At 64.9% G+C, this 13,783-nt stretch carries 13 protein-coding genes and 1 tRNA gene; 5 read left to right on the top strand and 9 right to left on the bottom strand.

Going from position 1 to position 13,783, the window contains the following annotated elements:
* Positions 1-30: 30 nt before the first annotated feature.
* The 3 genes from GA0061099_RS05180 to GA0061099_RS05170 form a co-directional block, all read right to left on the bottom strand.
* Entirely contained in the window at positions 31-1,665 is a 1,635-nt protein-coding gene (locus tag GA0061099_RS05180) for an alkaline phosphatase family protein (RefSeq protein WP_036024654.1), read from the bottom strand.
* A gap of 237 nt (positions 1,666-1,902) precedes the next feature.
* On the bottom strand, positions 1,903-2,943 hold the full coding sequence (gene obgE, locus GA0061099_RS05175) for a GTPase ObgE (RefSeq protein WP_036008723.1): 1,041 nt from the start codon (positions 2,941-2,943) through the stop codon (positions 1,903-1,905).
* An 85-nt stretch (positions 2,944-3,028) separates the two neighbouring features.
* The gene (locus GA0061099_RS05170) at positions 3,029-3,511 is read right to left on the bottom strand and encodes a MaoC family dehydratase (protein ID WP_036024655.1); all 483 of its coding nucleotides are present in this window, start codon (positions 3,509-3,511) and stop codon (positions 3,029-3,031) included.
* 270 nt (positions 3,512-3,781) lie between these two features.
* Here GA0061099_RS05170 and GA0061099_RS05165 point away from each other — a divergent pair, with 270 nt between their 5' ends.
* Positions 3,782-4,696 carry a DMT family transporter gene (locus GA0061099_RS05165; protein ID WP_036024656.1) on the top strand — a complete coding sequence of 305 codons (915 nt, stop codon included), beginning with the start codon at positions 3,782-3,784 and terminating at the stop codon, positions 4,694-4,696.
* 174 nt (positions 4,697-4,870) lie between these two features.
* Here GA0061099_RS05165 and GA0061099_RS05160 read toward each other — a convergent pair whose 3' ends face one another.
* The 3 genes from GA0061099_RS05160 to rplU all read right to left on the bottom strand — a co-directional run bounded on the left by GA0061099_RS05160 (position 4,871) and on the right by rplU (position 6,386).
* Positions 4,871-5,464, bottom strand: coding sequence for a GNAT family N-acetyltransferase (locus tag GA0061099_RS05160; protein WP_036024657.1), 594 nt, complete (start codon positions 5,462-5,464; stop codon positions 4,871-4,873).
* A 162-nt stretch (positions 5,465-5,626) separates the two neighbouring features.
* A complete protein-coding gene (gene rpmA / locus GA0061099_RS05155) occupies positions 5,627-5,896 on the bottom strand; it encodes a 50S ribosomal protein L27 (RefSeq protein ID WP_025032812.1) in 270 nt (89 codons plus the stop codon).
* Positions 5,897-5,999: 103 nt separating this feature from the next.
* Positions 6,000-6,386, bottom strand: a complete 387-nt coding sequence (rplU, locus tag GA0061099_RS05150; protein WP_036008712.1) for a 50S ribosomal protein L21 — start codon at positions 6,384-6,386, stop codon at positions 6,000-6,002.
* Positions 6,387-6,717: 331 nt separating this feature from the next.
* Between rplU and GA0061099_RS05145 the strand changes: the two genes are divergently transcribed.
* Positions 6,718-7,845 carry an ROK family protein gene (locus GA0061099_RS05145; RefSeq protein ID WP_036008710.1) on the top strand — a complete coding sequence of 376 codons (1,128 nt, stop codon included), beginning with the start codon at positions 6,718-6,720 and terminating at the stop codon, positions 7,843-7,845.
* Positions 7,846-8,019: 174 nt separating this feature from the next.
* Here GA0061099_RS05145 and GA0061099_RS05140 read toward each other — a convergent pair whose 3' ends face one another.
* On the bottom strand, positions 8,020-8,883 hold the full coding sequence (locus GA0061099_RS05140) for an alpha/beta fold hydrolase (RefSeq protein WP_036024659.1): 864 nt from the start codon (positions 8,881-8,883) through the stop codon (positions 8,020-8,022).
* Positions 8,884-9,019: 136 nt separating this feature from the next.
* Here GA0061099_RS05140 and GA0061099_RS05135 point away from each other — a divergent pair.
* Positions 9,020-9,109 (top strand) — tRNA-Ser (locus GA0061099_RS05135).
* Positions 9,110-9,143: 34 nt separating this feature from the next.
* Here GA0061099_RS05135 and GA0061099_RS05130 read toward each other — a convergent pair.
* Positions 9,144-10,055 (bottom strand): LysR family transcriptional regulator, encoded by a 912-nt coding sequence (locus tag GA0061099_RS05130; RefSeq protein ID WP_036008701.1) that lies wholly within the window; start codon positions 10,053-10,055, stop codon positions 9,144-9,146.
* Between the two features lie 111 nt (positions 10,056-10,166).
* Here GA0061099_RS05130 and GA0061099_RS05125 point away from each other — a divergent pair, with 111 nt between their 5' ends.
* Positions 10,167-11,807 (top strand): FAD-dependent oxidoreductase, encoded by a 1,641-nt coding sequence (locus GA0061099_RS05125; protein WP_036024660.1) that lies wholly within the window; start codon positions 10,167-10,169, stop codon positions 11,805-11,807.
* 63 nt (positions 11,808-11,870) lie between these two features.
* Entirely contained in the window at positions 11,871-12,863 is a 993-nt protein-coding gene (locus GA0061099_RS05120; RefSeq protein WP_085972142.1) for a Bug family tripartite tricarboxylate transporter substrate binding protein, read from the top strand.
* A 1-nt stretch (position 12,864) separates the two neighbouring features.
* Here GA0061099_RS05120 and GA0061099_RS05115 read toward each other — a convergent pair whose 3' ends face one another.
* A complete protein-coding gene (locus GA0061099_RS05115) occupies positions 12,865-13,767 on the bottom strand; it encodes a LysR family transcriptional regulator (RefSeq protein ID WP_036024661.1) in 903 nt (300 codons plus the stop codon).
* Positions 13,768-13,783 lie beyond the last annotated feature (16 nt).

Raw genomic sequence — 13,783 nt, 5'->3', positions numbered from 1 at the left:
GCCTCTCCCCGCAAGCGGGGAGAGGCTGCTTCACATCTTCGCGCGCTGGGCGATGCCGTCCTTGATCGCCGCGAGCTCTTTCTCGTCCCAGATGCCGATCAAGATCCCACCCTTCACCTGGAGCTGACTATCCGCATAGGCGGCGATCTTCTCGCGTGGTGTGGTGATATGATCGTTAGGATGCAGCGCCCAGTCGAACAGCTCGGCCTGGAGCCGCGCGATGATGCCGGCGCATTCCGGATCGTCGCCGCGATCCAGATATTCGTCCGGATCGGTTTCGAGGTCGTACAGCATCGGGCGGAAGCCGGAGGCGTGGATGTATTTCCAGCGTCCGTCGAACACCATGAACAGGCGGCAGCGCTCGATCGGCTGGTTCAGCTTCAGCCGTACGTCCTGCATGGCATAGTCGTATTCGGAGAACGCCACCTTGCGCCAATCTGATGGCGTGCGCCCGCGCAGCAGCGGCAGCAGCGAACGTCCTTCGAGGATATGGCCCGCCACCTTGCCCCCGAAATAATCGACGAAGGTGGGCGCGAGATCGATTCCCTCGACCAGCGCGTCGCTGCGTGTGCCGCGCGTCGCGTCGGCTTCTTTCGAAGGATCGATGATGATCAGCGGGATCTTTGCCGATTGCTCGTGGAACAGGTCCTTCTCGCCCATCCAGTGATCGCCTAGATAGTCGCCATGATCGGAGGTGAACACGATCATGGTGGTGTCGAGCAGGCCGCGCTCACCTAAAAACTTCATCAGCACGCCCATCTGATCGTCGATCTGGGTGATCAGGCCCATATAAGTCGGGATCACCTTCTCGCGTGCATCATCGCGCGCCATGTTGCGGGAATAGCGCATGTCCATGTAGGCGCCGAACACCGGATGCGGATTCTGCCGCTCGCGCTCCGAGCGGATCACCGGGATCATGTCATCCGTCGAATACATGCTGGCATAGGGCTCCGGCGCGATATAGGGCCAGTGCGGCTTGATGTAGGACAGATGCAAACACCAGGGGCGGCCGTCCGTTTCCGCCTCGCTGATGAAGTCCATCGCGCGCCGCGTCATGTAGGGCGTCTCGGAATGCTCTTCTGGCACGCGCGCGGCCTTGTCGGCGTGCACCAGCAGCCAGCCGTTCTGCAAGCTGCCATCCTCGGCAGCGCCGGAATTGGCCCAGTGCTCCCAGGGATTGGTGGCTTCAAAACCCTGCTTTCGCAGATATTCGTCGTATTTCGGGCGTGGCCGTCCGGTCGGATGCAGGCCGTCGTCGCGCTCGTAAGGCTCGAAGCCGCATTCGGCGACATGCACGCCGATCATCGATTCCGGCGGGATGCCGAGCGCCTTCATGCCTTCGATATCAGGCGCCATGTGGGTCTTGCCGACCAGCACGTTGCGCACGCCGATCTTGTTGAGGTGATCGCCGAGCGTGGGCTCCCCGACGCGCAGCGGCCAGCCGTTCCAGTGCGAGCCGTGCGAGCGCATGTAGCGCCCGGTGTAGAACGACATCCGCGACGGGCCGCAGATCGGCGATTGCACATACGCCTTGCTGAACAGCACGCCGCGCTTGGCCATGGCGTCGATGTTCGGTGTCTTCAGCGTGGGATGGCCGGTGCAGCCGAGATAATCGTAGCGAAGCTGGTCGCACATGATCCAGAGAATGTTCTTCGCGCGCGCCATGCGTTGTCCCTGCCGTTTCTTGATTGTTTGATGCTGCGCTATCGCGGGCGCGAAGACAAGCCGGTGATGCGCACGCTCGCAGCGATAGACTCCGCTGTCGTCCCCGCGAAGGCGGGGACCCATAACCACAGGGAGTCGTTTGGCGAAGACTCGTCGTTCGGTACTTCGACCCTTAGCAACAGATAGATCACGCGGTATGGGTCCCCGCCTTCGCGGGGACGACGTTGGGGAGAGAGTTTAAGCCGACCACGGCTCCGCTTCGGCCGCGCTCTTGGCCTTGGCGGAGACCGGGCTTTCGCCGATCACATCGGCCAGCGCGCGCAACGCCTCCTTGACGCCCTGGCCGGTGGCGCCCGACAGCAGCAGCGGCGTCTTCTTGGCGGCGCGCTTCAGGCGGTCCTTCTGCTTCTTCAGCTCGTCCGGCTCGACCGCATCGATCTTGTTCAGCGCGACGATCTCGATCTTGTCGGTGAGCTGCCCGCCATAGGCGTCGAGCTCCTTGCGCACGGTCTTGTAGGCCTTGCCGGCATGCTCGCAGGTGGCGTCGATCAGGTGCAGCAGCACGCGGCAGCGCTCGACATGGCCGAGGAAGCGGTCGCCGAGGCCGGTGCCTTCATGCGCGCCCTCGATCAGGCCGGGAATGTCGGCCAGCACGAATTCGCGGCCGTCGGCATTCACGACGCCGAGCTGGGGATGCAGCGTGGTGAAGGGATAATCGGCGATCTTCGGCTTTGCCGCGCTGACCTTGGAGAGGAACGTTGACTTGCCCGCATTGGGCATGCCGACCAGGCCGGCGTCGGCGATCAGCTTCAGCCGCAGCCAGATCCAGCGCTCCTCGCCGGGCTGGCCGGGATTGGCGTTGCGCGGCGCGCGGTTGGTCGAGGACTTGAAATGCGCATTGCCGAAGCCGCCATTGCCGCCCTCGGCCAGCACGAACTTTTCGCCGACCTTGGTGAAGTCGTGGATCAAGGTCTCGCGATCCTCGTCGAAGATCTGCGTGCCGACCGGCACCTTCAGCACGATGTTCTTGCCGTTGGCGCCGTGGCGGTCCGAGCCCGAACCGTTCTCGCCCTTCTGCGCCTTGAAATGCTGCTGGTAGCGGTAGTCGATCAGCGTGTTGAGGCCGTCGGCGACCTCGATGATGACATTGCCGCCGCGGCCGCCATTGCCGCCGGAGGGACCGCCGAATTCGATGAACTTCTCGCGGCGGAACGCCACGCAGCCGTTCCCGCCGTCACCGGAGCGGATATAGACCTTTGCTTCGTCAAGGAATTTCATGGGCCATAGGTAGGCCAGCCGGCCCCCTGCGGCAACCCGGATCGGTCCGCAAATCGGCTGAAATTCCGCGAGTTGGACCCCTTGCTTAATCCACCGGCCGCCGCCGGATCAGGAATTTCTGCGTGCCCTCCAGCACCAGCTCCTTGCGCTGGTTGAACACGGTGCTGCGCAGCGTCACCACGCCGGTGCTGCGCCCCGACACGAGCTCCGTGACCTCGAGCGCCGGATAGAGGGTGTCGTCGGCGAACACCGGCTTGAGGAACCGGCTCGACTGCTCGAGGAAGCCGACCAGGGAGTCCTCGACCATGAACGGAAACAGGCCGGCGCCGGGCGCGGTGTGGATCAAGGTCTGGAAGCCGTGGGCGAGCAGGTGCGGCATGCCGCGGGCGCGGCAATACTCCACGTCGTAATGCACGGGGTGGGTGTCCCCGCTCGCGGTCTGGAATGCGGCGAACACCGCCGAGGTCTGGGTCCGGCTCGGCAGCACGAAGCGTTCGCCGACGACGAAATCCTCAAACCAGCGTTGCGTCGGGATCATGCGATGCCGGGCCGGATCGAAATCGGTCATGTCAAAGCTCTCTTTTCGTCGCTGGGCGCTTATCGCTACCGCGATGCAAACAATGCGACAATCCGTTCAATTCGGCTTGCGCGGGCTTGCCGCGGCGGCTGCCGTCATTAAAACGACTGCAAGCGACTCTATTCGCCTGCTTTCGCCGCTATCTCCCCGTCATTGCGAGCGCAGCGAAGCAATCCAGAATCCCTCCCCGGAAAGATTCTGGATTGCTTCGTCGCAAGAGCTCCTCGCAATGACGAGCCCCCGAACCTGCAACTCGTCGCAATGCCCCTGTTCAAGAATCTCTCCGCCTATGACGATCGCTCCGCGCGCCTGGCCGGCATCGGGCTCATGGTGCTGTCGATCTTCATGTTCTCGTTCGGCGACGCCATGGGCAAGTTCCTGGTCGGGACCTATTCGGTGGGGCAGCTGCTATTCCTGCGCGCCTGCGCGGCACTGCTCCTGCTGTCGCCGCTGATCTGGACGCAGCGTCACCAGTTTCTGCATCTGGAGCGGCCGGGCCTGCAGCTGGTTCGCGTCGTGCTGTCGACGCTGGAAGTCGCGGCCTTCTTTCTCGCAACCGTCTATCTGCCGCTCGCCGACGTCATCACCTATTATCTCGCCGGCCCGATCTTCGTCACCGCGATGTCGGCAATCTTTCTGGGCGAGAAGGTCGGCTGGCGGCGCTGGACCGCGATCCTGATCGGCTTCTGCGGCGTCTTGATCGCGCTGCGCCCCTCGGCGCAGACCGTCAGCCTGCCGGCCCTGATCGCGCTCGGCGGCAGTCTTTCTTTCGCGACCCTGATGCTGATCACGCGCAGCCTGCGCAAGACGCCCGACATCGTGATGGCGTCCTCGCAATTCCTCGGCACGTTCTCGCTGGGCGCAGTGCTGTCGGTGTTCAACTGGGTGCCGCCGACGCCGGGCAGCCTCGCGATCTTCGCCGCCGCCGGGCTGGTTTCGGTCACCGCGCTGTTCTGCGTCAACCGTTCGCTCAAGCTGGCGCCGGCCAGCGTCGTGGTGCCCTACCAATATTCGATGATCGTCTGGGCGGTGATCTTCGGCTTCGTCGTGTTCGGCGACGTCCCATCCATCGCAACACTCGTCGGCGCCGCGATCATTATCGGCGCCGGGTTCTACATTTATCTTCGGGAGCGCGATTTGGGACGTGAGAGCGACGAGGTCAATCCGCCGGCGTAGCCACGACGTCGTCCCGGGGCGCGCGCAGCGCGAGCCCGGGACCCATAGCCCCAGGGAGCAATTGGACGACGACCCGGAGTGGGCGCTTTGCCCCGCACTGCGCTCCGGGATTATGGATCCCGGGCTCGCGCTACGCGCGCCCCGGGATGACAATTGCGAGTGCGGCGCCTCGCCCTACCGCACCCTCCTCGCACTGCTCCAGCTCTTCAGCGAGGCCCACACGCCGCGCGACAGGCGGAAGCAGTCGACGGGGGTCGAGGAGCCGAGCGCCAGGAAGCGGTGCAACTGCACGCCGCTCCACTGGAAGCCGCACTTCTCCAGCACCTTGCGCGAGGCCGGATTGGTAACGCGCGCGCCGGCGTAGAGATGCTCGTCCTCGAACTCCTCGAAGAAGAAATCGATCGCGCCGCGCGCCGCCTCGGTGGCAAAGCCCCGACCCCAATGCTCGACGCCGAGCCAGTAGCCGAGCTCGGCATTGCCGGGCTTGGAGCAATCGATGCCGACCATGCCGACCGGCCCGCTGTCGTGCTCGATCAGGAACACGGTCTCGCTGCCGAGTTCGGCGGTGGCGCGGATGAATTCGGCGGCGTCGTCCTGCGAATAGGGATGCGGCAGGCGGCGCGTGTTCTCGGCGACGCGGCGGTCGTTGGCGAGCCGGGCGATGGTCCTGACGTCGGCCAGCGTCGGCCGCCGCAAGGTCAGCCGCTCGGTGGCGACGACGCTTGGTCTCGCCTCGGCCAAGGTCACGCTCGAGAAATCCTGCAACATGTCCGGCTCCGTGAAAGTCACTAAGTCAAAGTGCAAAGAACAAAGTGAGCAAAGAAAAGGGGAGGCCGGTTTCCCGCCTCCCCTTGGAGCCTTCGATCTCTTGCGATCTCTAGGACTCCGCCGGTTCAGTCGGGACCGGCGGACTCCGTTTTTGTCCACCGTCTATTCAGCAGCCTCGGCAAGCGGGAGCACCGATACGAAGGTGCGGCCGTTGGCTTTGGCTTGGAACGCAACGCGGCCCTCGATCTTGGCGAACAGAGTGTGGTCCGTACCCATGCCGACATTGAGGCCGGGGTGCCAGGTCGTGCCGCGCTGACGCGCAATGATGTTGCCGGGCGTGACGATCTCGCCGCCGAACGCCTTGATACCGAGGCGCTTGCCCTTGGAATCGCGACCGTTGCGCGATGAACCGCCTGCTTTTTTGTGAGCCATGGCTCGTCTCCGAAATCCTGCGTAGTTCTAGGTCAATTCCTTGACGGAATCATTTCAAAACGTCGCACGCATCAATTCGTGAATTGGCGTGATCGGTTTTGCGTTACTCGGCGGCTTCCGCTGCCGGCTCCTTCGTCACCTTTTCCTTCTTCGGACGCGGGCCCTTGGTGGGCTTGGCGCCGTCCGTCAGAATCTCGCTGATGCGCAGAACCGTGATCTCGTCGCGATAGCCGCGCTTGCGGCGCGAGTTCTTGCGGCGGCGCTTCTTGAACGCGATGACCTTCGGTCCGCGCTTGTGGTCGAGCACCTCGACCGCGACGGACGCGCCTGCGACCGTCGGGACGCCCAGCACCGGCGTGTCGCCGCCGACCACGAGCACTTCATTCAGCTGCACGATCGAGCCGACTTCGCCTTCGATCTTGCCTACTTCGAGAACATCATCCGGCACGACGCGGTATTGCTTGCCGCCGGTTTTGATGACTGCGAACATCGTTCTTTCTCCGTGTTCAATCCCGGCCTCGGGACGCGGAGCGTCCGGGCCGGCTTTTTGTCAGTCGCTATGGTTTATGCGAGTCTGCGTGGGCGGGAGTTATCCCTTTGAAAACCCAAGCAAAACAAGCGGCGCGAGAAACGCCCCGCGCCGGCTGTGGGACTTATAGCGGCCGAGCGCGCCAAGTCAAGGAAAACTGGGCGAAAACCGCCCGGATTTGAAGGCTTTGGCCGCGCCGAAAGCGCGCAGCCGAATCTCGGGTGGGCTTTGCAACAAACGGGTTCCCCCGCAGTTGTCCCGGCCGGAACAAGCAAGCGGGGCAAGGGCTCTCATGGCAACAGACGAACTGGTCAAAACAACGGGCATCGCCCAGCATGGCGCCGAACGGCTGCCGTCGGTCGACGTCGACAGCTTCAACATCGAGATCAAGGACGAGGACGGCTTTCTCGGCGACCGCGCCAGCAAGGGCGCGTTCCGGGAGGTGCTCGAGCGCTGGCGCAAGCCGCTGCGCAAGACGGGGGAGGACCCGTTCGGGAAGGTGCCGACCGAGGAGATCAACAAGAAGACGCTGGACGCCATCCTGATCGGCGACGACACCGAGGCCTCGGCCGTGGTGCACAGCGCGATCGAGGATTTCTCCCAGGAGCTCGCTTATGTCACGCGCCGATTCCTCAAGACCAAGGCCTGGGCCAAGACCGAGCGCATCGTCGTCGGCGGCGGCTTTCGCGATTCAAGGCTCGGCGAGCTCGTGATCGCCCGCGCCGAGATCATCCTGAAATCCGAGGGCTTCAAGATCGACCTGCAGCCGATCCGCCATCATCCTGACGAGGCCGGCCTGATCGGCGCGCTGCACCTGGCGCCGTCCTGGATCTTCGAGGCTCATGACAGCATTCTCGCCGTCGACATCGGCGGCACCAACATCCGCTGCGGCGTGGTGGAAACCGGCTGGAAGAAAGCCAAGGATCTGTCCAAGGCCAAGGTGGTGCATGCGGAGCTGTGGCGTCACGCCGACGACGAGCCGACGCGCGAAGGCGCGGTGAAGCGGCTGACCAAGATGCTGAAAGGGCTGATCACGGAGGCCGAGGCCGAAGGCTACAAGCTCGCGCCGTTCATCGGCATCGCCTGTCCCGGTGTGATCAACCCGGACGGCTCGATCGAGAAGGGCGCGCAGAATCTGCCGGGCAATTGGGAGAGCAGCAAGTTCAACCTGCCGGCGAGCCTGATCGAGGGCATCCCCGCTATTGGCGAGCACGACACCGCGATCCTGATGCACAATGACGGCGTGGTGCAGGGGCTCTCGGAAGTACCGTTCATGCAGGACGTTGACCGCTGGGGCGTGCTCACCATCGGCACCGGACTTGGCAATGCGCGCTTCACCAATCGCCGCAAGGAAGGCAACGGCAAGGACCGGGATTCCACGGAGAACGGGAAGAAAAAAGGTAAAGCGGACAAGGAGTAACCTTGACCGGTTAGGTTAAGGACCGGATTGCGTTGCGGACCGCCCGTCGCACGCTAGGGTCGAATCGTCGCTTCCACTCGGCCGGCGAAGCCGCCCTTCACGGCCAGTATTTCAATAAGCGGCACGGGACCGCCAGTGTTTACCGCGTCTGGCGGTCCCACCCCGTTTTTCTCCTCAGCTCCAGCCGATGCGCGCAAAGAACGCGGCGATCTCGCGTGCCGCGCGATCCGGATTTTCCCGATGCGGGAAGTGGCCGACGCCGGGAAACATCTCGAGGTCGAGATCGCTGAAGGTCTCGGACAGCCGGTCGATCCAGCCAAAGGGAAACAGCGGATCGTGCTCGGCCCAGCGCACGCAGGTCGGCACCGCGATCGGCGGCAGCCTGGGCGCCTCGCCCTTCATCATCGCCACGCGCCCGGCATGCGAGGCGCGGTAATGCGCAAAGCCGCCGGCGAGGTTGCCGTCTTTCAGGAAATTGTCCGTGAAGGCGTCCAGCACGTCGTCGAAGGCGTTTGTCCGGTGCGCCCAGCCTTTGAGGAAATGGCTGATGTAGAGCCGGCAGCTCTCCCGGCTCGCGCCGACGAGCTGTGGGGCCATCTCCATCTGGTGAAAGGACTGGTACCAGATGTGGTTGAGCCTATCGGGCGCGGCCATGCGCGGCCCGATCCCGGGATAGACGAAATCGAAGAAGAAGAGGCCCGCCATCCGCTCGGGCGCCTGCCGAGCCAGCGGCTGCATGACAGCGCCGCCGACATCGTGGCCGACGACGCCGAATCGGTCGATGCCGAGCCGGTCCATCAGCGCCAGCATATCGGCGGCATGGCCGTCCGGTCCGTAAGGTCCACCTGGCTTGTCGCTGTCGCCGAAGCCGCGGAGGTCAGGCGCGACAAGCGTGAATCGGTCCGAAAGCCTCGATATCACCGGCTCCCAGGTCAGCCAGAATTCCGGCCAGCCATGCAGCAAAAGCAGCGGTTTGCCGCTTCCGGCACGAGCCACGTGGAATTTGGCGCCATTGGCGGTGACCGTCAGATGCTCCATGGCAGTTCCTTCCCAAAGCGGGATAGTGGGCGAAAAGAGGCAGCGGATTTTCCCCTTTCGCGCCTTGTCTGGCCCGCCATCCTCGCCTATTAACGCCCCCAACCACAGGGGCCCAGCTCCTAATATGGCGCCTTCAGGAGAGGTGGCAGAGTGGTTGAATGCACCGCACTCGAAATGCGGCATAGGTGCAAGCCTATCGGGGGTTCGAATCCCTCCCTCTCCGCCAGCTCAGCGACCCCCCTCTCAATAGCTCCGCAAAATCAGCCTGATGCCGGTGCCGTTCGCCCCGCGAGCACCATCCGCGCCGTCGCCACAAACGCCTGCGCCGCGGGCGACAGCGTCCGGCCTTGGCGCTGCAGCAGCGACACGGGGCGGGTGAGGGCGGGGCGCACCAGCGGTCTTGCGATCAGTGTCGGGAACTGGTCGGCCGGCAGCATCGTCGCGGGAAGGATGGCGAGGCCGAGGCCCTGCGCCGTCATGGCGAGGGCGGTGTTGATCAGGGTCACTTCATAGGTCGGATCGAGGCGCTTGCCCTGCGCGCTCAGGGCCTGATCGATCTGCATGCGGATGCGTGTCTCGCTGCGCATCGCGATCGTCGGGAGTTGCACCAGCTCGTCCCAGGTTAGGGACCGACGCGCGGCGAAGTCCGCGGTGCGACGGCCGATCGCGCTCAGGCGGCCGCTTGTCAGCGTCTCGATCGTCATGTCCGCGAATTCGCCCTCGACGCTGCCGATCGCGAACTCGGCATCGGTCGTGCTCAGCCGTGGCACGAGATCGTCGGCGGCGACATCGCGCATGTCGATCTCGATGTCGGGATGGCCAGTGCGGAATTTCGCCAGCACCATGGGCAGCAGCGCCGATGCCGTGCCGGCGGAGGCGAGAAACACGACCCGGCCTGCGCGGGCTTGCGCGAGGTCACGCATGCGGCGCGACAGGCCTTGCGCATCGCTCAGCATGCGCTCGGCGGCGGCGAACGCCTCGTCGGCGGCCAGCGTCGGCTGCACCGAGCGCGTGGAGCGGTCGAACAGCTTGACGCCGAGCTGGGCCTCGAGCTGCTGGATCAACAGGCTCGCCGCCGATTGCGTGATGCCGAGCTCGCGGGCGGCCCGCGTGATGCTGCGCGTCCGATACACGCCGGTGAAGATCCGCAGCTGGCGCAATGTGACATTCATAGAGAAATCTCATGAATTGATGAGTTCTTTCCGACTTATCGCATAAACGGACCTGCAATAAAATGCATGCTGTGCGGACGAAAAGAATCCGCGGCAAGGATTGGAGCGAGCATGAGAGCACAAGTGCTGGTGGTGGGGGCCGGGCCCGTCGGATTGACCGCGGCGATGGATCTCGCTTCGCGCGGCATCGACGTCGTCGTCGCGGAGATCCGCCACGCCGGCGATCCGCCCAGCGTCAAGTGCAATCACGTGTCGGCGCGCTCGATGGAGATTTTTCGACGGCTCGGAATAGCCGCCCGCTTGCGCGATGCGGGGCTCCCTGCGGACTTTCCCAACGATTGCTCCTATAGGACCACGGCGATCGGGATCGAGCTTTGCCGCATCGACATTCCCTCCCGTGCGCGCCGCTATAGCGCGACCGGTGGCCCCGACACCTGGTGGCCGACGCCCGAGCCGCCGCACCGGATCAACCAGGTCTATCTCGAGCCGATCCTGTTCAGCCATGCCGCTGCGCAATCACGCATCAAGATCCTGGCGCGCACGGAAATCACCGACATCGCGCAGCACGACGACCATGTCGTCGCGCTGGCGCGCGATCTCGACAGCGGACATTCGCTCCGGATCGAAGCCAGCTTCGTGATCGGCTGCGACGGCAGCCGATCCCTGGTTCGGAAATCAATCGGTGCCAGCCTGTCCGGCACGCCGGTGATCCAGCGCGTGCAGTCGACCTTCATCGAAGCGCCGCAGCTGAAAGAGCTGATGGGGGCACACAAGCCGGCCTGGATGGTGCTCTCGCTCAATCCGCGCCGCTCCGGCACCGTTGTCGCGATCGACGGCCACGACCGCTGGCTGATCCACAATCATCTGAAGCCCGATGAGCCCGAGTTCGACTCGGTCGATCGCGACTGGGCCATCCGTGCCATCCTCGGCGTCGACGAGCGCTTCGAATACCGCGTGCTCAGCAAGGAGGATTGGGTCGGACGGCGCCTGGTGGCCGACCGCTTCCGCGACCGCAGGGTCTTCATCTGCGGCGACGCCGCGCATCTGTGGATGCCCTATGCCGGCTACGGCATGAATGCCGGCATTGCGGACGCCGTCGATCTCTGCTGGCAATTGGCGGCGCATCTGAACGGCTGGGCGCCTATAGCGATCCTCGATGCCTATGAGGCGGAGCGCCAGCCCATCACCGAGCAGGTATCGCGCTTTGCGATGGACCATGCGATGAAGATGATGGCCCAGCGCGGCGGCGTACCTGCGGAGATCGAGGACGACACGCCGCGCGGCCATGCGGCGCGCGCGGCGTTGGCGAAAGCGGCCTACGATCTCAACGTGCAGCAATATTGCTGCGCCGGCCTCAACTTCGGCTATTATTACGATGCCTCGCCGATCATCGCCTATGACGGCGAGGCGCCGCCGCCTTACGCAATGGGCAGCTTCACGCCCTCCACCGTGCCGGGCGCCCGCGCGCCGCATTTGTTCCTGCGCGACGGACGCTCGCTCTATGATGCCTTCGGCCCCGGCTACACCTTGCTGCGGTTCGATCCGGCGATCGATGTGACGCGGCTGCAAGACGCTGCAAAGGCGCGCGGCGTGCCGCTCGCGCTGCTCGACGTCGCGCCGGAGGAGGCGAACGGCGCCTATGCCGAGAAGCTCGTGCTGGCGCGGCCCGACCAGCACATCGCCTGGCGCGGCCAGTCCGCGCCGGAGAACGCGCAGGGCCTTCTGGCCCGTATCACCGGCGCTGCGGCGTAAGACGACAACGAGCCGACGGCCTGGCGGCGCAGCTCGCCAGGTTGATTTCAAGAAAAGGAACGCATGGAGGAGGAGAACGTGTTTCACGTTGCAAGGCGCCGCATCCTGGCCGCGCTGACGGCCGCTTCTTTCGCGATGTTGCCGCTGGCGGCCCAAGCCGCCTATCCCGAGCAATTGATCAAGATCATCGTGACCTTCCCGCCCGGCGGCAGCGCCGACACGGTGATCCGCGCGCTCGAGCCTGTCGTCACCGCCGAGCTCAAGCAGGGCCTCGTCATCGAGAACCGCGCCGGCGCCGGCGGCAACATCGGCATGGCCGCGGTCGCGCAGGCAAAGCCCGACGGCTACACGCTCGGCGTGGCGCCGGCAGGTGCGCTGACGGTGAATCCGCACCTCAATGCCGCGATGCCGTTCGCGCTGAAGGATCTCGCGCCCATCACCCTGCTCGCGGAAATTCCCTTCGTGCTGGTCGCATCCGCGAATGTCCCGGCGCGCAACACAGCGGAGACCATCGCGCTCGCCAAGGCAAGGCCCGGTGCGCTGTCGATCGGGCATGGCGGCAACTCGACGGCGATGCATTTGACCGCCGCGCTATTCACGCAGAGAAGCGGCATCGCAATGGAGCTGGTCCCTTATCGCGGGACGGGGCCGGCGGCGGTCGATGTTCTCGCCGGGCATGTCCCGTTCGCGGTGCTGGATATTCCGGCATCGCGACAATTGATCCTCGACGGCAAGCTCAACGCCATCGGCGTGTCCTCCGCGCGCCGCCTTCCATCCCTGCCCGATGTGCCGACGCTGGCCGAGAGCGGCATTGCGGGCTTCGAATCCGTCGGCTGGTTCGGGCTCGTTGCTCCCGCCGGCACGCCTGCGGATGTCATCGGCCGGCTGAACGAGGCCTTCACCAAGGCGCTGAAGGATCCTGCCGTGGCCGAGAAGATCCGCACCCTCGGCGCCGAGCCTGCGCCGACCTCGCCCGAGCAGTTCAGCCGCTTCATTGAGAGCGAGAGCGCGAAATGGGGCAAGCTGATCAGCGAGGCCGGCATCAAGGCTAATTAGTTCAGCGCTTTCCGCTTCCCCGATAACGCACGTGATCGACCAGCGCGCGCAGCTTCGGCGGAAGATTCCGCCGATCCGGAAAGTAGAGGAAGAAGCCGGGGAAGAACGGGCAGAATTCCTCCAGCACGGGTACCAGCTCTCCTCGCTCGATATACGGCCTGAACGTCTCCTCCATGCCGAAGGTCAGGCCGCCGCCCGCGCAGGCGGTCCGCACCATGACCCACATGTCGTTGGTCGTGATCCTCGGCTCCACCGCGACGTCGAACTCGCGCCCTCCTTCCGCAAATTCCCAGCGGTAGGGCGCGACGTGCGGCGCCGGCCGCCAGCCGATGCAGCAATGCTGCGACAGCTCGCGCGGGTGCGAGGGCGCGCCGAACCGCTGCAGATAGGCTGGAGCTGCCACGACCAGCTGGCGTTGGTCGCCCGAAACGGGCACGGCGATCATGTCCTGCTCGATCACTTCGCCGAGCCGGACGCCGGCATCAAAGCCCTCGGCCACGATGTCGAATTCCTCGTCGGTCACGGTGACGTCGACCTGCACGCCGGGATTGGCGTGGGTGAATTCGGCCAGCAACGGGCCGCGAATGAATCGCTCGGCGATCGACGAGACGGCAAGACGCAGCTGCCCCGTCGGCTGCGCGTCACGGTCGCGGGCGCCGTTGATCGCCTGTTCGACCTCGGCAACTGCCGGTGCCACACGCGCGTGCAAGCGCAGGCCGGCTTCGGTGAGACTGACGCTGCGCGTTGTTCGCTGCACCAGCGCCACGCCCAGCTGGTCTTCCATGCGCCGGATGGCCTGGCTCACGGCGGATCGGGTCACCCCGAGCCGCTCGGCGGCGCCACGGAAGCTCTTGGCTTCCGCAACCGCGATGAAAACGGCAACGAGGTTCAGGTCGGCTGTCATTGGTTAGCTATACTTA

The sequence above is a fragment of the Bradyrhizobium yuanmingense genome (assembly GCF_900094575.1).
Lineage (GTDB): Bacteria > Pseudomonadota > Alphaproteobacteria > Rhizobiales > Xanthobacteraceae > Bradyrhizobium > Bradyrhizobium yuanmingense.
Note: the sequence above shows the minus strand (reverse complement) of the source record. Positions and strands in the feature narration are given on the sequence as shown.